Genomic DNA, 16846 nt, shown 5'->3' with positions numbered 1-16846 from the left:
TCGATGAGCACGACCAGTCCTGTGACGACCAGAACCGTGACGACCACGACCCAACTTGCTTGCCGGGCATCCCGTTAGGAAAAAGGCCATCATGTCAGACAATGCCCAGCCGCAACTGCTCCACCTCGTCATCGGTGGCGAGTTGACTGATCTCGAACACAACACCTTCAAGAACCTGGACGAAGTCGACATCGTCGGGGTGTACCCGAACTATGCGACCGCTTACGCCGCCTGGAAGGCGAAGGCGCAGCAGACGGTGGACAACGCCCACATGCGCTATTTCGTTGTTCACCTCCACCGGTTGCTCGACCCTGAGCAGGACGCAAAGCACTCCCATTGAAACGCCTTTTTCGCGATTTGCTGCGCAGCGCCTTCGTGCAGCGCGCGCTGGGTGTGCTTGCGGCCGAATATTTGCGGCTGGTCTGGCTTACCAACCGCTTCAGCTACGACCCGCCCGACATCTATGAGCAGGTCGAGCCGATGATGCCGGGAATCTTCGTGTTCTGGCACGGCCAGCACCTGATGACGCCGTTCATCAAGATCAAGGAGAGCTATCGCACCAAGGTGCTGATCTCCCGGCATCCTGACGGCGAGTTCAACGCGCTTGCGGTCGAACGGCTCGGGATCGGCACCATCCGCGGTTCCGGCGATCATTCCGGCGCCTTCAATCGCAAGGGCGGGGTCGGCGCCTTCAAGGAGATGGGACGGACGCTGGAAGAGGGCTGGAACGTCGCGACCACGGCGGATGTGCCGAAGCGGGCGCGGGTCGCCGGGCTCGGCCCCATCATGCTGGCTCGGGAGACGGGCCGGCCGATCCTCGCCTTCGCGATGGTGACCAGCCGCTTCATCCGGTTGAAAAACTGGGATTCCACCACCATCAATTTGCCATTTGGGCGAGGCGCAGTGGTAGGTATTGAGCCGGTTTACGTGCCGCCCGATGCCGATGCCGCGACCATGGAAAAGCTTCGGCAGCACGTGGAGTTTCTTCTGAACGAAGCGACCCGACGCGCCTATGCCGAGGTCGGGCGGCCGGAGGCAGCGCTTGGCTAGCTCGCTCCCGATGACGTTGCGTGTGTATCGCAAGCTGTCGTCTGCGATGGTGCCGCTCGCGCCTGCTCTGATCAAACGACGTCTGAGCCTCGGCAAGGAAGATCCCGCACGGGTCGGCGAGCGGCGCGGCCTGAGTGACGACGTCCGGCCGCACGGCCCGCTGGTCTGGATCCACGGCGCAAGCGTCGGTGAGGTGCTGGCGGCGGCGGCGCTGATCGAGCGACTGCGCGCCTTCAACCTGCGCATCCTCCTCACCTCGGGCACGGTGACGTCGGCGGCGATCGTGACAAAACGTTTCCCGCCCGATGTGATCCACCAATACGTGCCGTATGATTCGCCGCGTTATGTCGGGCGTTTCCTCGATCACTGGCGACCGTCGCTGGCGCTGTTCATCGAATCGGATTTGTGGCCGAACCTGATCCTGTCGAGCGCCGCCCGACGGCTGCCGATGGTGCTGATCAACGGGCGGATGTCGCAGCGCTCGTTCCCGCGCTGGCGCCGGCTCTCCAACACCATCTCCGCTTTGCTCGGCCGGTTCGACATCTGCCTCGCCCAATCGGATACCGATGCGGAACGCTTCGCCGCGCTCGGCAGTCGCCGTGTCGTCACCACCGGCAATCTCAAGCTGGATGTTCCGGCGCCGCCGGCCGATCCTGCCAAGCTGGAACGGCTGATGTCGGTGACGCGCGGCCGCCCGATCGTGGTGGCGGCCTCCACCCATCCGGGCGAGGAAGAGATCCTGATCGACACGCACAAGGCGCTGTCGGGATTCTTCCCCGGGTTGCTCACGGTGATCGTGCCGCGCCACGCCCATCGCGGCGAGGTGGTCGGGCAGCTCGTCAACGCCGCGGGCCTGCGCCCCGGCCTGCGCTCGCATGAGGACCTGCCGGTCGCCACCACCGACATCTATGTCGCCGATACGATGGGCGAGCTCGGCCTGTTCTATCGGCTGGCGCCGATCGTATTCATGGGCGGCTCACTGGTTCCACATGGCGGCCAGAATCCGATCGAGGCCATCAAGCTCGGTGCAGTGATCGTGCATGGTCCACATGTGTTCAACTTCACCGACGTCTATGAGGCGCTCGATCGGTCCGGCGGCGCAAGGCGCACCGATGATCGGGAAGCGCTGGTCAAGCAGCTCGGCCAGTTCCTGGCCGACCCCGCGGCGCGCGACGCTTCGCTCGGGGCGTCCGAGCGCGTCGTCGAGCAGCTTGGCGGCGCGCTGGAGCGCACGCTGACGGCGCTCGAGCCCTATCTGCTGCAGTTGCGGCTCGAGATGGGAGCCGCCAATGCGTGAGCCGGCCTTCTGGTACCGGCCTTCGTCTTGGATATCGCATCTGTTGAGACCGCTCGCCGCGCTTTACGGCGCGGTGGCCGCCCGGCGCATGCAGCGCGGCGGCGTCGATGCCGGCATTCCGGTTTTTTGCATCGGCAACTATCACGTCGGCGGCGCCGGCAAGACGCCGACCGTGCTTGCGCTCGCGAAGCTCTTGCGCGAGCTCGACGAGCGGCCGGTGGTGCTCAGCCGCGGCTATGGCGGCCGGCTGCGTGGTCCGGTCAAGGTCGATCCCGGCCGTCACATCGCGGCCGATGTCGGCGACGAGCCGCTGATGATGGCGGCGACCTTGCCGGTCGTGGTTTCGCGCGAGCGCGCCGAAGGCCTGGCGCTGGCGCGGGCGCAGGACGCCAGCGTGATCCTGATGGACGACGGCTTCCAGAATCCGTCCGTAGTCAAGGATGCCTCATTCATCGTCATCGACGGCCATCGCGGGCTCGGCAATGGTTGCGTGTTCCCGGCCGGTCCCTTGCGCGCGCCGCTGCCGCCGCAACTGGCGCGCACCGACGCGCTGATCGTGGTCGGCGAGGGGAGTGCTGCGCAAAAGGTCGCGGCCGAGATTTCGTCGCGCGGCAAGCCTCTGCTGCAGGCGGAGCTGAAACCGGATGAGGCTTCGCTCGCAGCGCTGCGCGGCAAACGCGCGCTCGCCTTTGCCGGCATCGGCGATCCCGCGCGCTTCTTCAACACGCTGCGGTCGAGCGGTGTCGAGGTGGTGCGGAGCCGCGCCTTCGCGGATCATCACGCCTTTACCAAGGGCGAGATCGACGGGCTTGTCGCGGATGCTCGCTGTGATGGCCTGACGCTGGTGACGACGGAAAAGGATCTGGCGCGCTTGCGCACCGCGGGCGGAATGCCGGCTTGGGCGCAGGCGATCACGCCGTTTGCGGTGACCCTGCGGTTCGCGGACGCATCAGCGCTGCGGCGCTTGGTGACCGATCTTCTCTTTAAGGCGAGACAGAGGAGAGTAAGCCGGTGAGCCCTAGCCCTGCGGTTTCAGCGCATCGGGAAAATGCCGCTGCAGCACGGCGCTCGGAGTGGCGTAGGCTTCCTGCAAGTCGACGCTCCAGTACTTCAGCTCATCGAGCGGGATCCGCGCATCGGATACCGCGCAGCGCACAAAGGTCCCGGGCGAGATCACGCGGAAATCGCCGTCCAGATATTGCACCTGCGCTTCGCCGTGTCCCGAGGGACCGAACTTGTTCAGCACGATTGAGCTCTCCGCCTTGCCTCACATGAGGCTTACTGGATGGTCATGAAACCGTCTACCATAGATAGGGCGGCGCGTCCGTCCGTTAAACCACCGACTTGTGATGATTTGGCGGCAGACGCGCATGGTAGCCTTGCGCGTATGGTTCGCTGTGTTTTCAGCACTATAACGGGCCGGCCGGATCGGATGCACTTCAAGTCGGTTTTCATGTTCCTGGCGATGATCGCCGCGCCGGTCGCGGCCGCCACGCCGCTTCCAGCCCCTCATCAGGTCGAGATCCCGGAAGGCAGCGGCACGCTGCATGCACAGCTCTACCGGCCCGCCGGGGACGGACCGTTTCCGACCGTGATCGCGCTACATGGCTGCGCCGGCCTCACCAGCCGGACCGAGCCGGTGCTGCCGCGCTACCGCGACTGGGCCGAGCAACTGCTGACGACCGGCCACGCGGTGCTGATGCCCGACAGCTATGGCTCGCACCAGCTCGGCCCGCAATGCCGCGTCAAGGAACATCAGGTCCAGATCCGGCGCCAGCGGGTCGCCGACATCAACGCAGCGCGGCAGTGGCTGGTGCAGCAGAAATGGGTGGCTCGCAACCGCATCAGCCTGGTGGGCTGGGGCAACGGTGCCGGCGCCTTGCTGTGGGCGGTGCGGCCGCAAATGTGGTCGCGCACCATCGATCCGGATTTCCGTTCGGCGGTCGCCTTCTATCCGGATTGCCGCACCTCGTCCGGCCTCGGCTGGAGCGCACGGGTGCCGACGCTGCTCCTGATCGGCGGGCGCGACGATGTCTCCTCGGCGTCGGCCTGCCATCAGATGGTCGACGGCGCGCGCGGGCGCAGCGCGCTTGCCAGGATCGTGGTCTATCCCGAGGCCTATCACGGCTTCGATCGCGCCAACGTGCCGCTGCGCGCGATCGGCGTCTCATCCGATGCGGCGACCATCGAGCACGGCCACGTCGGAACCGACGCGAGCGCGCGCGAGGACGCGCAAAAGCGCGTCGCCGAATGGCTATCGCGCTAGACGTGAGCGTTTTCGAGCGAGGTAGGCACCGCCTCGCGTGAAGAAAACGCGTCTAGAAGAGGCTGCCCTGATCGACCGGCTTTGCGGTGCGCTTGGGTGCCGCGGGCTTGGTCTCGCGTGGCGCTTTCGGCTCGCTGGCGGGCACCGCCGTCGCCGGAGCCCGATCCGCATCGGCGGTGGCGGCGACGCGGCCGTCGGCGAACTCGATCGAGAGATTGGCGCCTGGGCCCACGGCGGCGGCCGAGTGAACCGCATGGCCGCGTTCGTCGCGCACCAGCGCAAAGCCGCGCTCCAGCACGCCGCGATAGGACAGCGCCGACAGCAACTGCCCGCTATGGACAACCCGCGCCTCGAGCCGCTGCATCACGGTTGTCAGCGCACGCCGGGCGCGCTCGGCGAGGCGGTGGGTGCGCTCGAGGTCACGCGCGATCGCGTTGCGCTGGGCCTGCGCATTGGCGAGCTTCGAGGCCTTCAGCCGGATCTCGAGCCCGGCAAACCGCTCGCGCCGGCTGCGCAGCAGCGAGCGCGCCGACAGGTCGATGCGTTCGCCGCAGACGGTCAGCCGCTGCCGTGCGTGCGCGACTTGGCCGCGCAGCACGCCGATGGTCAGCCGCGCGCTGCTGGTGGCGAAGCGGCGGAAATGCGCATGGGTGTTGGCCTTCAGCCCGCGCGGCAGCGCCGCGCCGAGGTGATCGAGCCGCTGCCTCGGAATCGCCAGCAATTCGCTCGCCGCCGGCAATGCACGCGCCGCGGCACGCAGCTCGTTGCGGCGCGCCTCCTGGCCGCGCTGCCAGCACACCATGACGCGGCGGGCGAGCGCGGTGATCTCGACGAACAGCTCGCTCCGCACCGGCACCGCCATTTCGGCGGCCGCCGTCGGCGTCGGCGCGCGCTTGTCGGCGACGAAGTCGATCAGCGTGATATCGGTCTCGTGGCCGACCGCCGAGATCAGCGGGATATGGCTCTCGGCCGCGGCGCGGACCACGATCTCCTCGTTGAATGACCAGAGGTCCTCCAGCGATCCGCCGCCGCGCGCGACGATCAGCAGGTCGGGTCGCGGCAGGCGGCCGCCCTCGGGTAGCGCGTTGAAGCCGCGGATCGCGGCGGCGACCTGCTCGGCGGAGCCGTCGCCCTGCACTTTGACCGGCCAGACCAGCACGCGGCGAGGAAAGCGGTCCTCCAGCCGGTGCAGGATGTCGCGAATCACGGCGCCGGTCGGCGAGGTGACGACGCCGATCACCTCCGGCAGCCAGGGCAGGAGCTGCTTGCGCGCCTCGTCGAACAGACCTTCGGCCGCGAGCTTCTTCTTGCGTTCCTCCATCAGCGCCATCAGCGCGCCGACGCCGGCCGGCTCCAGCGATTCGATGACGATCTGGTATTTCGAGGAGTTCGGATAGGTCGTCAGCTTGCCGGTCGCGATGACCTCGAGCCCTTCCTGCGGCTTGAAGCGCATCCGGGCATGGGCGAACTTCCAGATCACCGCCTCGATCTTGGCGGTCTCGTCCTTCAGCGCGAAATAGCAGTGCCCGGAGGAATGCGGGCCGCGGAAACCGGAGATCTCGCCGCGGACGCGGACATGGCCGAATCGGTCCTCCACCGTCCGTTTCAGCGCGGAGGAGAGTTCCGAGACGGTGAATTCAGGCGCGTTGAGGAGATTCGGAGCAGCGGTCATTTAGCGCATAGAATCGGGGTTTTCGACCTCGTGCGCAAGGTCCGAACGTCCTATTTCGAGTTTCGAATCACATATCCACATCGGATCGAACCGTGCATTGCTGCGATCCAGGGTCGTGCTAAACCGAACAAAATGGCGTTACAACCCCTCAATTGGCGAGAGATATGAACATCCTCCTGCTCGGTTCCGGCGGCCGCGAGCATGCGCTGGCGTGGAAGATCGCAGCGTCTCCGCTGGTGACGAAACTCTGGTGTGCGCCGGGCAATGCCGGAATGGCGCGCGAGGCCGAATGCGTCGCGCTCAATGTTGCCGACCACGCGGCGGTGATCGAATTCTGCAAACGCAACGCCGTGGATCTGGTCGTGGTCGGCCCGGAGACGCCGCTCGCCGCCGGCATCGTCGACGATCTCGCGGCCGTGGGGATCAAGGCCTTCGGGCCGCGCAAGCAGGCCGCCCAGCTCGAAGGCTCGAAGGGATTCACCAAGGATCTCTGCAGCGAGTTCAACATTCCGACCGGTGCCTATCGCCGCTTCGACAATGCGAACGATGCGCTGGCCTACGTTCGAGCGCAGGGCGCGCCGATCGTGGTCAAGGCCGACGGCCTTGCCGCCGGCAAGGGCGTCGTGGTCGCGAAGACGCTGGCTGACGCCGAGGCTGCAATCGCCATGATGTTTGAGGGTGCGTTCGGCGCGGCCGGCACCGAGGTGGTGATCGAGGAGTTCTTGTCGGGCCGCGAGATCAGCTTTTTCGCGCTGTGCGACGGCGAGACCGCGATCCCGCTGGCTTCGGCCCAAGACCACAAGCGGGCCTTCGATCACGACGAAGGGCCGAACACCGGCGGCATGGGCGCCTATTCGCCAACGCCGTTCGTGACGCCAGAGGTCCACGACCAGATCATGGCGCGGATCATCCTGCCGACGATAGCCGGGATGAAGAGCCGCGGCACGCCGTTCAAGGGCGTGCTCTATGCCGGCGTGATGCTGACCGCGCAGGGCCCAAAGCTGTTCGAATACAATGTCCGCTTCGGCGATCCCGAGTGCCAGGTGCTGATGCTGCGGATGATGTCGGACATCGTTCCGGCGCTGCTCGCCGCAATCGACGGGCAATTGAAGAATTTCGACCTGCGCTGGTATCCCGAGCCAGCGCTCACCGTGGTGATGGCGGCGAAGGGCTATCCCGGCGACTATGCCAAGGGTACGCGGATCGACGGGCTCGATGACGCCGCCAAAGTCGAGGGCGTCGAGATCTTCCACGCCGGCACGGTTGCGAAGGACGGCGCTGTTCTCGCCAATGGCGGCCGCGTGCTGAACGTCTGCGCGATGGGCAAGACCGTCACCGAGGCGCGCGACCGCGCCTATCAGGCCGTCGATCGCATCAAGTGGCCCGACGGCTTCTGCCGGCGCGACATCGCCTCGCAGGCGGTCGAGGCGGAGAAGACGAGGGGTTAGGGCGCCTCGCCATTGCGAGGAGCGAAGCGCGTAGGGTGGGCAAAGCGAAGCGTGCCCACCATTACGAGCGCGGAGTGGACGGTGGGCACGGCGCAAACGCGCCTTATGCCCACCCTACGCAGTGATCACAGGGGCGCAGCTAAAGCAAATCCCCGCCCGCCGCGGACGCCGTGGTGCCGTGCTCGCGGAACGCCTTGATGACGTTCTTGCCGATCTTCCACTTGTGCACCTCGTCGGGACCGTCGACCAGCCGCTGCGAGCGCACCTGCGTATACCATTTCGCGAGCGGCGTATCCTGGCTGTAGCCGAGCGCGCCGTGGAGCTGGATCGCGGTGTCGATCACCTTGTGCACCATGTGGGCATGGAAGATCTTCGCGATCGAGTTTTCCTGCCTGATATCGAGGCCCTTCTCGGCCTTGTAGGCGATGTGCAGCAGCATCAGCCGGCCGATATAGAGCTCGCTCGCGCAGTCCGCGAGCATGAACTGCACCGCCTGCCGGTCGGCCAATGGCGATCCGAACGTCGAGCGCTTGGTGACGTGGGCGACCGCCATGTCGAGGGCGCGCTGCGCCTTGGCGACGTTGTGCATGCCGTGGCGCAGCCGGCCGTAGGCGAGACGGTGCTGGCCCATGTTGAAGCCGTTGCCTTCGCCGCCGAGCAGGTTGTCCGCGGGCACCTTGAGGTTCTTGATCTCGATCTCGGAGTGGCCGCCGTGGATCACGTCGTCATGCGGTCCCTCGATTGCCATGTTCGGCACGTTGCGCTTGATGCGGTAGCCCGGGTTTGGCAGCTCGACGATGAAGGTCGAATATTGCTTGTGGCGCGGCGCGTTCGGATCGGTCTTCGCCATCACCAGCGCCAGGTCGGCGACGCTCGCCGATGAGGAGAACCATTTCTCGCCGTTGAGGATGTAGTTCTCGTTGCCGTCTTTCACGGCGGTGGTCTGCATGCCGGTGGCATCGGCGCCGGCGGCCTTCTCGGTCATCGAGAAGCAGATGCGCTTCTCACCGTTCAAGAGCGGCTTGAGGAACTTCTCCTTCTGATACTCCGTGCCGTGCGCCAGGATCGTCATCATCGAGGCGTCATCGGGGCCCTGCGTGTTCAAGGCCAGCGCGCCCAGCATGCTTTCGCCGAGCTCCATCTGCACCAGCGCATTCGCCAGCGGGCCGAGCCCCATACCGCCATATTCCTTCGGTACGAACGGGCACCACAGGCCCTGCGCGCGGGCCTTCTTCCGCAGCGGGGCAAGCACGTCGGCGAGCGGCTTGGTATCCAGCTCCTTTTCCGCGGGAATGCATTCATCGTGCACGAATTTGCGCACCTTCTCGCGGATCGCCTTGGCTTCGGCCGGAATTTCGAAATCGATCGACATGGCACTTCCTCGCTTTCGTCTTGTTGTTGCTTGGGCGCCGGGATGGCATAAACCCCGCCTGAGCCAGCGGCAACGCCAAACAAAGTTTGAAGCAGCGCCGCGAAGGGAAGGAGCTACCGATGTCTGATCTCGCCGATCTTTTTCCCGGCTATGCCTCCGAATGGATCAACACCTCGCAAGGGCGCATCTTTGCCCGCGTCGGCGGCAAGGGCCCGCCATTGCTGTTGCTGCACGGTTTCTCCTCGACGCATGTGATGTGGCACCAGGTCGTGCCTGATCTCGATGACAAGTTCACACTGATCATCGCCGACCTGCCGGGCTACGGCTGGTCCGACATGCCCGACAGCGACAAGAACCATACGCCCTACACCAAGCGGGCCTGGGCGAAGACGATGGTCGAGGTGATGGAGCAACTCGGCCACGTGCACTTCGCGCTCGCCGGCCACGACCGCGGCGGCCGCGTCTCATACCGGCTGGCCCTCGATCATCCCGGCCGGCTATCGAAGCTCGCGGTGCTCGATATCGCGCCGACCTATGATTACTGGCAGAACATCAACCGGCTGTCCGCGCTGAAGATCTACCATTGGGCGTTTCTGGCCCAGCCTTATCCGTTGCCGGAGACATTGATCTCGGGTCAGGGCGAATTCTTCCTCAAGGAGAAGATGGCGAGCCAGACCAAGAGCAAGACACTCGATGCCATCGATCCGCGTGCGCTCGAGCATTATCTTGCACCGTTCCGCGATCCCGCGCGCATTCACGCGATGTGCGAGGACTATCGCGCCGGCGCCTATGCCGACTACGAGATCGACAAGGCCGACGTCGACGCCGGCAACAAGATTACGATCCCGATGTTGGCGCTGTGGGGCGACGCCGGTGTCGCCAGTGCGGCAACGACGCCGCTCGACACCTGGAAGAGATGGGCGACCAATGTGAGCGGTGCGCCGGTGGACTCCGGGCATTTTCTCACCGAGGAGGCCCCGCAGGCGACCGCGAAGCTGCTGCGGGAGTTTTTCCTGGCATAATGCTGCTTCAATACCGTCATCCTGAGGAGCGCGCATCGCGCGCGTCTCGAAGGATGCACGGCCCGGCTGGCGGCCGTCGATCCTTCGAGACGCGCTACGCGCTCCTCAGGATGACGGGATCAGCATTTTACGCGCTGAGAGCTTCATCCGGGTTACGGATTTCTCACCGCCGCTCCCTGAAGAACTCCCGCAGCATACGTGCCGCCTCGGTCTCTCCCACCGCACCATAGATTTCCGGCACGTGGTGGCAGGTGGGCTGGGCAAAGAAGCGGACACCCGATTCGACCGCGCCGCCCTTGGGGTCGGCAGCGCCGTAATACAGCCGGCGGATCCGGGCAAACGAGATCGCGCCGGCGCACATGGTGCAGGGCTCCAGCGTGACGTAGAGATCGCAATCGACCAGCCGCTCGGTGCCGATCGCCTCGGCGGCCTGGCGGATCGCCAAAATCTCGGCATGGGCGGTCGGGTCGCGGTCGGTCAGCGTGCGGTTGCTGGCGGTGGCGATGACGTCGTAACCGCGTACGATCACGCATCCGATCGGAACTTCACCCGATTTTCCGGCATTTTCGGCCGTTTTCAGCGCCAAATCCATGAAAGAAGGGGCTGACATGCCTCGTATCATCGGAAGAAACCTGCTACTAGCTTCGCCTTCAGCCAACGTGGATACCGGCTTTTGGTGCGCCGCCGACAGCGGGCGCGTGGCCGTTTGATCTTTACCCAAGTGAGACTTTCATGCCCCGCGACAGCGACAAACACAACGATTCCCAGCGCGGCCGGCGTGACCGTGGAGTTCCCGGAAAGGGTCGCTCAGGCGGTGCTCGCGGATCGGACAGGCCGTCCGGCAAACGCAGCTTCGGCGGCAAGGGCGATCGCGACAAGCGGCCGTTCGGCGGCAAGGGCGAAGGCCGCCCGTTCCGCCGCCGCGAGGACGGTGATGCGCCGCGCCGCGACTACGGTGACCGTCCGCGCTTCAAGCGCGACGATCGTGGGCGCGACGATGGCGAGAAGCGCGCGTTCAAGCCGCGCGGCGAGCGCCGCGACTTCGATCGCGATGACCGGGCCCCGCGCGGCGAACGCTCGGGGCGTCCGGCCGGGCGCTTCGCCGACAAGAAGTTTGGCGAGAAGCGGCCCTATGGCGACCGCGATCGCGAGAAGCGTCCCTACACGCCACGTGGTGAGCGCGCCGAACGCAAATTCGATGACAGAAAGTTTTCGCGGGGTGATCGCGACAAGCGCCCATTCGGCGGCAAGGGCGAAGGGCGGCCGTTCCGCCGCCGCGAGGATGGCGATGCACCGCGTCGTGATTTCGGCGATCGGCCACGCTTCAAGCGCGACCGCGACTTCGAGGGCCGCGACCGCAGCGACGAAAAGCCCTGGCAGAAGCGCGACCGCAAGCCGCGCGACGATCGCGGCGGCGATGAGCGGCCGCGTTTTTCAAGGTCTCGCGAGGATCGCGAGCAGGGTGACCGTCCATTCCGCGAGCGGCCGAAGTTCAACCGGCCGCGCTGGGATCGCGATGATGAAGGTGGTGACCGCCGCGACGCCCGGCGTCGCGAACGGCCCGAAGGCCGCACGGACTGGCAGGAGCATCCGCGCAGCGAGGGCCGCTTCTCCGACCGTCCGCGCCGCGACAATGAGGATGACAGCAAGATCTTCGCGAAGCGCCCGGCCTTCGGTGGCCGCGGCGCCTATCGCGAGCGCTCCTTCGACGACCGGCGCAGCCGTCCCGAGCCGAAGCCGAAGAAATCCGGTGAGCGCATCGCCAAGGTGCTGGCGCGTGCCGGCCTTGCCTCGCGCCGCGACGCCGAGGAGATGGTGACGCAAGGCCGCGTCACCGTGAACGGGCGCGTGATCAATTCGCCGGCGCTCGATGTCACCGCCAACGACGTCGTGGCCGTGGATGGAACGCCGTTGCCGCCACGCGAGCGGACGCGGCTGTTCCTCTATCACAAGCCGCGTGGGCTGATGACGACGCATGCCGACCCCGAGGGACGGCCGACCGTGTTCGACAATCTGCCGGAGGGCCTGCCCCGGCTGATCTCGATCGGCCGGCTCGACTTCAACACCGAGGGATTGTTGCTGCTCACCAATGACGGCGGCCTGGCGCGGACGCTGGAATTGCCCGACACCGGCTGGCTGCGGCGCTATCGCGTGCGCGCGCACGGCGAGGTGACGCAGGCGCAGCTCGACGAGCTGAAGAAGGGGGTCGAGGTCGACGGCGTCAAATACGGGCCGATCGATGCGACGCTGGAGCGCGATCAGGGCGCCAATGTCTGGGTGGTGTTCGCGATTCGCGAGGGCAAGAATCGCGAGGTGCGCAACGTGATGGCGCATCTCGGCCTCGAAGTGAACCGGCTGATCCGGGTGTCCTACGGCCCGTTCCAGCTTGGCGAGATCGAGGAGGGCCAGGTCGAGGAGGTCAAGACGCGGGTGCTGCGCGAGCAGCTCGGCGAGAAGGTGGCCAAACTTGCCGGCGCCGATTTCGCGCGGCCGGAGCAACGCGACGCAGACGACGGCACGCCGGCCGGCAGGAAGCCGTCCAAACCGGCAAGCAAGCGCGCCGTGATCAATGACCGCAAGGGCCGCCGCGTGCTGGTGCAGCGCACCGGCAGCGAGGAGGCGCGCGCCCGCAACGAGGACGAGGCCAACGGCTACGGTCCGCCACGTCGCCCGAAGCGTGGCTATCACGGCAAGCGTGATCTGACGCCGCGCGACGAGTAGTCCGATGCGCGTCGCATTTCTTTCTGCGGTCTTAGACCGAAGGCTGCGTTCCCTCCCCCTGAAAGGGCAGGCAATCGCATATGAGATTCGAGTCGCAACGGCATCGGCAGTCGGCTCCCTCTCCCGCTTGCGGGGGAGGGCTGGGGTGGGGGTTCTCTCCGCGAGTCGTCTCGTGGAGGGAGCCCCCACCCGCCGCGCGCTGCGCACGCGTCGGCCTCCCCCGCAAGCGGGAGAGGCGAAGGGAGCCCGCGGACAACCTCCGCAGACGCCATATGCGATTGCCCTGCCCCTTGTGGGGAGGGGAGCCTACCGCGCGCGTGGCTGAGGTCGGGGCAGTCTAATGCGTGTTGTTGGCGGACGACTGAAGGGCCGCAATCTGGCCGCGCCGTCGGGCCGAGAGATCCGCCCGACTGCGGACCGGTTGCGCGAGTCCGTGTTCAACATCCTCATCCACGCCTACGACAATCCGATTCTGGACGCGCGTGTGCTCGACCTGTTCGCCGGCACCGGTGCGCTCGGCATCGAGGCGGTCTCCCGTGGGGCAAAGTTCACGCTGTTCGTCGACAACGGTGCGGAGGCGCGCGCGCTGTTGCGCAACAACGTCGAGACGCTGGGGCTTGGCGGTGTCACGAAAGTCTACCGCCGCGATGCCACCGATCTCGGCCCGGCGCATCCGGTCGAACCGTTCTCGCTGGTGTTCCTTGATCCGCCCTACGGCAAGGGGCTGGCGGAGAAAGCACTCGCCTCGTTGCGCGACGGCGGCTGGCTGATGCCGGGCGCGCTCCTGGTGGTGGAGGAAGCGAAGGCCGCGGCGTTCGCGGCGCCCGAAGGTTTTGAGGAGCTCGAGCGGCGTGCCTATGACGACACGGAGTTCGTGTTTTTGCGAGCTGTCATCGCGCCTTGATCTGTCGTCCCTGCGAAAGCACTAGGGCATCTACACATCTTTTCCGGACCGAAAAGTGACTCTCGATCAAGGACTTGCTTGCCACTGATGACGCCATTTCGCGAGCAGAGCTTAGCAAAAGTGCGGCGTTTCTCTGCGTTGCTAAGCTAAGTCGTTGAGAAGACTCCGGAAGACATGTAGATGCCCTAGTGCGAAAGCAGGGACCCATAACCACAAACGCTGTTTGTTGCACGATGCTGGAACGACAAGTCCCGCTAACAACGCAAGCCACGGCATATGGGTCCCTGCTTTCGCAGGGACGACAGATGATTATGCGGCGGACGCGGCGTGATGAACGATGAAGCTAATCCCGCGCGATGATCTCGCGCTCGCCGCGATGCACGCTGGCCTCGTTGAGGCGAAAGCCGGCGCGTCCCTAACGCCAATCGTGTCGCGAGAATGCGGATATTTGACTCACCGGTCGTGCAACACACTCGCTGTCGTCCCTGCGAAAGCCGGGACCCATAACCACGAATGTGCATTGCGGAAGCGCGCTGTGGCTCCAGCCTCTCTCGAAGGAGAGATCGGTGGTTATGGGTCCCGGGTCGCGCGGAGCCTGTCATCGGGCGCGCGTTCGCGCGACCCGTTGGCTTGCCCGGGACGACGGAATGTATGGCGGCTACCTCCGCCCGAACAGCTTCTCGATATCGCTGAGCTTCAATTCGACATAGGTCGGGCGGCCATGGTTGCACTGGCCGGAGTTCGGCGTGTCTTCCATCTCGCGCAGCAGCGCGTTCATCTCTTCCGGCTTGAGCCGCCGGCCGGCGCGGACCGAGCCGTGGCAGGCCATGGTGGCGGCGACATGCATCAGGCGCCGCTCGAGCGGCAGCGCCTCGTCCCACTCCGCCATGTGCTCGGCGAGATCGCGCAACAGGCCGGCCGCATTGGTCTTGCCGAGCAGCGAGGGCGTCTCGCGCACGGCGACGGCGCCCGGCCCGAACGACTCGATCGCGAGCCCGAATGAGGCAAGCTCCTCGGCGCGATCGAGCAGCTTCTCGACGGTGGCTTCATCGAGCTCGACGATCTCGGGGATCAACAGGATCTGCCGTTGCACGCCGTTCTTCGCGAGCGAGGCCTTCAGCTTTTCATAGACGATGCGCTCATGGGCGGCATGCTGGTCCACCACGATGAGGCCGTCGCGGGTTTGCGAGACGATGTAGGTCTCGTGGATTTGCGTCCGCGCGGCGCCGAGCGGACGGTCGAGCAGATCGGGCGCGGGCGCTGCCTCGAAGCGCACATCGGCGGTCGGCGCGCCGACGTCGAAGGCGGCCTGTCCCGGCTCGGCGAAGGTGGTCGCCGCGCCATCGAACGCGCGCACCGGATTGACCGGGAATGACGGTGAACTGCGCCAGTCCCAATTGCCCGGGCGGGGCGGCGGCGCGAACGCAGGGCGAAATGCTGACAGCGCCGCGCCATCGGTGTTGGCTGCGGTGCGCTTGCCCTCGCGGGCGAGACCATCCTTCAAGGCGTGCACGATCAGCGCGCGGACCAGGCCAGCGTTGCGGAAGCGCACCTCGGTCTTGGCCGGATGCACATTGGCGTCAACCTCCTGCGGATTGCAGGTCACGAACAGCGCCACCACCGGATGGCGGTCGCGCGGGAGATAATCGGAATAGGCCGCGCGCACCGCGCCGAGGATCAGCTTGTCGCGCACCGGGCGACCGTTGACGAACAGGTATTGCCCGAGCGCATTGGCGCGGGTGAGTGAAGGCGCGGCGGCGAAGCCCTCGACCACGACACCCTCGCGCTCGGCGCGCACCTCGATGGCAGAGCCGCGGAAGTCCGCGCCAAGGATGTCGCCGAGCCGCGTCAGCCGACCCGCGGCGCCCGGCAGTGCTGCGGCCCAGGTGACCGGCGCACGCTCCTCGCCCGCGAGCGTAAAGGCGACGTCGGGCCGCGCCATCGCGAGGCGCCGCACCACCTCGCGGATCGCTTCCGCTTCGGTGCGGTCGGTCTTGAGGAATTTCAGCCGCGCCGGCGTCGCGTAGAACAGATCGTTGACCTCGACGCGGGTGCCCTGGCCGAGCGCCGCCGGCATGATCTCCGACTTCTCGCCGCCTTCGACCGACAGCGACCAGGCGTGCGGCTCGCCGGCATGGCGCGTAGTGATGCCGAGCTTTGCGACCGCGCCGATGGACGGCAGCGCCTCGCCGCGGAATCCGAGCGTGCGGATGCGGAGCAGATCCTCGTCGTCGAGTTTGGAGGTCGCATGACGATCGACCGCGAGCGCAAGATCGCTGCGCGTCATGCCGCTGCCGTCGTCGGTGATGCCGATCCGGCGCCGCCCGCCGCCATCGGTGAAGATATCGATCCGGCTGGCGCCCGCATCGATCGCGTTCTCCACCAACTCCTTGACCACGCTCGCGGGTCGTTCGACCACTTCGCCGGCAGCGATGCGGTTGACGACCTGTTCGGGAAGCTGGCGGACGGGCATGGATGTCGGGTTCAGCGGGAGATTCGAGCCTTGGCGCATTCTAGAGGGACGCGCCGTCAAATGCATGGGGTGGGACGCGAATGCCTGCCTTTAGCTGGGGATGGAGCCGGCCTATCGTCTTGAAGACACTGATCTTCGTCGTCCCGTTGGGTACGTCCTACGTGGCGATTGTGGGGGCAGGCGCGCAGGTATATCGTTTAGAAAAATTATAATCCGACTGGGAGGATAGCCATGTGCCATTTGTTCTCGCACCAGCCGCAACGCAATTATGAGTCGCAGACCCGGTCGCTGCGGATCGGCGGCCATTGCACCTCGATCCGGCTCGAAATGTCGTTCTGGGACACGCTGGAGGAGATTGCCGCGAAGGAGAGAATGAGCCTGGCGAAATTCCTCACCACGCTCTACGACGAAGTCCTCAACCACCATGGCGAGGTCAATAATTTCGCCTCGCTGTTGCGCTGCTGCTGTCTCATCTATCGCTCGCAGGGTGCAATGACGGTTCCTGAATTTCAGGGGCAGCCTATTCTCGACGCCGCCGAATAGGTTCTCGCACGCATCCCGCAAAAAAGGACGGCCCTGTCCAGGGAAGACAAGGCCGCTTGAGTTCAGAGGGAACTCACG

Annotated in this window: 15 protein-coding genes; 10 read left to right on the top strand and 5 right to left on the bottom strand. The window is 65.9% G+C overall.

Going from position 1 to position 16846, the window contains the following annotated elements:
* The first annotated feature begins 91 nt into the window (after positions 1 to 91).
* From P6U30_RS31865 to lpxK, 4 genes are read left to right on the top strand one after another with little or no spacing between them, the layout of a single operon-like run.
* Positions 92 to 340, top strand: coding sequence for a DUF4170 domain-containing protein (locus P6U30_RS31865; protein WP_407148450.1), 249 nt, complete (start codon positions 92 to 94; stop codon positions 338 to 340).
* Positions 337 to 1050: a lysophospholipid acyltransferase family protein gene (locus tag P6U30_RS31860; RefSeq protein ID WP_407166711.1), complete on the top strand. Its 714-nt coding sequence runs from the start codon at positions 337 to 339 to the stop codon at positions 1048 to 1050. Before P6U30_RS31865 ends, P6U30_RS31860 begins: the two co-directional genes overlap by 4 nt.
* Positions 1013 to 2347 (top strand): 3-deoxy-D-manno-octulosonic acid transferase, encoded by a 1335-nt coding sequence (locus P6U30_RS31855; protein WP_407166710.1) that lies wholly within the window; start codon positions 1013 to 1015, stop codon positions 2345 to 2347. The genes P6U30_RS31860 and P6U30_RS31855 overlap by 38 nt, the downstream gene beginning before the upstream one ends.
* A complete protein-coding gene (gene lpxK / locus P6U30_RS31850; protein ID WP_407166709.1) occupies positions 2340 to 3362 on the top strand; it encodes a tetraacyldisaccharide 4'-kinase in 1023 nt (340 codons plus the stop codon). The genes P6U30_RS31855 and lpxK overlap by 8 nt, the downstream gene beginning before the upstream one ends.
* Before the next feature lie 3 nt (positions 3363 to 3365).
* Here the strand turns inward: lpxK and P6U30_RS31845 are convergent, their stop codons facing one another.
* The gene (locus P6U30_RS31845; protein WP_407166708.1) at positions 3366 to 3593 is read right to left on the bottom strand and encodes a DUF2093 domain-containing protein; all 228 of its coding nucleotides are present in this window, start codon (positions 3591 to 3593) and stop codon (positions 3366 to 3368) included.
* 186 nt (positions 3594 to 3779) lie between these two features.
* On the opposite strand from P6U30_RS31845, the gene P6U30_RS31840 reads away from it, so the two are divergent.
* Positions 3780 to 4613: a dienelactone hydrolase family protein gene (locus tag P6U30_RS31840; protein WP_407166707.1), complete on the top strand. Its 834-nt coding sequence runs from the start codon at positions 3780 to 3782 to the stop codon at positions 4611 to 4613.
* A 52-nt stretch (positions 4614 to 4665) separates the two neighbouring features.
* Here P6U30_RS31840 and xseA read toward each other — a convergent pair whose 3' ends face one another.
* Positions 4666 to 6285 (bottom strand): exodeoxyribonuclease VII large subunit, encoded by a 1620-nt coding sequence (gene xseA / locus P6U30_RS31835; protein WP_407166706.1) that lies wholly within the window; start codon positions 6283 to 6285, stop codon positions 4666 to 4668.
* A 164-nt stretch (positions 6286 to 6449) separates the two neighbouring features.
* Between xseA and purD the strand changes: the two genes are divergently transcribed.
* Complete coding sequence (purD, locus tag P6U30_RS31830) at positions 6450 to 7733, top strand: phosphoribosylamine--glycine ligase (RefSeq protein WP_407166705.1); 1284 nt, start codon at positions 6450 to 6452, stop codon at positions 7731 to 7733.
* 139 nt (positions 7734 to 7872) lie between these two features.
* Here purD and P6U30_RS31825 read toward each other — a convergent pair whose 3' ends face one another.
* Positions 7873 to 9105, bottom strand: coding sequence for an acyl-CoA dehydrogenase family protein (locus P6U30_RS31825; RefSeq protein WP_407166704.1), 1233 nt, complete (start codon positions 9103 to 9105; stop codon positions 7873 to 7875).
* Positions 9106 to 9224: 119 nt separating this feature from the next.
* Here P6U30_RS31825 and P6U30_RS31820 point away from each other — a divergent pair, with 119 nt between their 5' ends.
* Positions 9225 to 10127: an alpha/beta fold hydrolase gene (locus P6U30_RS31820; protein ID WP_407166703.1), complete on the top strand. Its 903-nt coding sequence runs from the start codon at positions 9225 to 9227 to the stop codon at positions 10125 to 10127.
* A gap of 163 nt (positions 10128 to 10290) precedes the next feature.
* Here the strand turns inward: P6U30_RS31820 and P6U30_RS31815 are convergent, their stop codons facing one another.
* Positions 10291 to 10749, bottom strand: coding sequence for a nucleoside deaminase (locus P6U30_RS31815; RefSeq protein WP_407170590.1), 459 nt, complete (start codon positions 10747 to 10749; stop codon positions 10291 to 10293).
* Positions 10750 to 10859: 110 nt separating this feature from the next.
* Between P6U30_RS31815 and P6U30_RS31810 the strand changes: the two genes are divergently transcribed.
* Positions 10860 to 12848 carry a pseudouridine synthase gene (locus P6U30_RS31810; RefSeq protein WP_407166702.1) on the top strand — a complete coding sequence of 663 codons (1989 nt, stop codon included), beginning with the start codon at positions 10860 to 10862 and terminating at the stop codon, positions 12846 to 12848.
* 340 nt (positions 12849 to 13188) lie between these two features.
* Positions 13189 to 13752, top strand: a complete 564-nt coding sequence (gene rsmD / locus P6U30_RS31805; protein ID WP_407166701.1) for a 16S rRNA (guanine(966)-N(2))-methyltransferase RsmD — start codon at positions 13189 to 13191, stop codon at positions 13750 to 13752.
* 658 nt (positions 13753 to 14410) lie between these two features.
* Here the strand turns inward: rsmD and mutL are convergent.
* Positions 14411 to 16225 (bottom strand): DNA mismatch repair endonuclease MutL, encoded by a 1815-nt coding sequence (mutL, locus tag P6U30_RS31800; protein WP_407170589.1) that lies wholly within the window; start codon positions 16223 to 16225, stop codon positions 14411 to 14413.
* A 231-nt stretch (positions 16226 to 16456) separates the two neighbouring features.
* Here mutL and P6U30_RS31795 point away from each other — a divergent pair, with 231 nt between their 5' ends.
* Positions 16457 to 16768: a ribbon-helix-helix domain-containing protein gene (locus P6U30_RS31795; protein ID WP_407166700.1), complete on the top strand. Its 312-nt coding sequence runs from the start codon at positions 16457 to 16459 to the stop codon at positions 16766 to 16768.
* Positions 16769 to 16846: the final 78 nt, after the last annotated feature.

The organism is Bradyrhizobium sp. ORS 111 (genome assembly GCF_045571485.1).
Lineage (GTDB): Bacteria > Pseudomonadota > Alphaproteobacteria > Rhizobiales > Xanthobacteraceae > Bradyrhizobium.
This window is presented reverse-complemented; position numbering and strand designations above follow the sequence as displayed.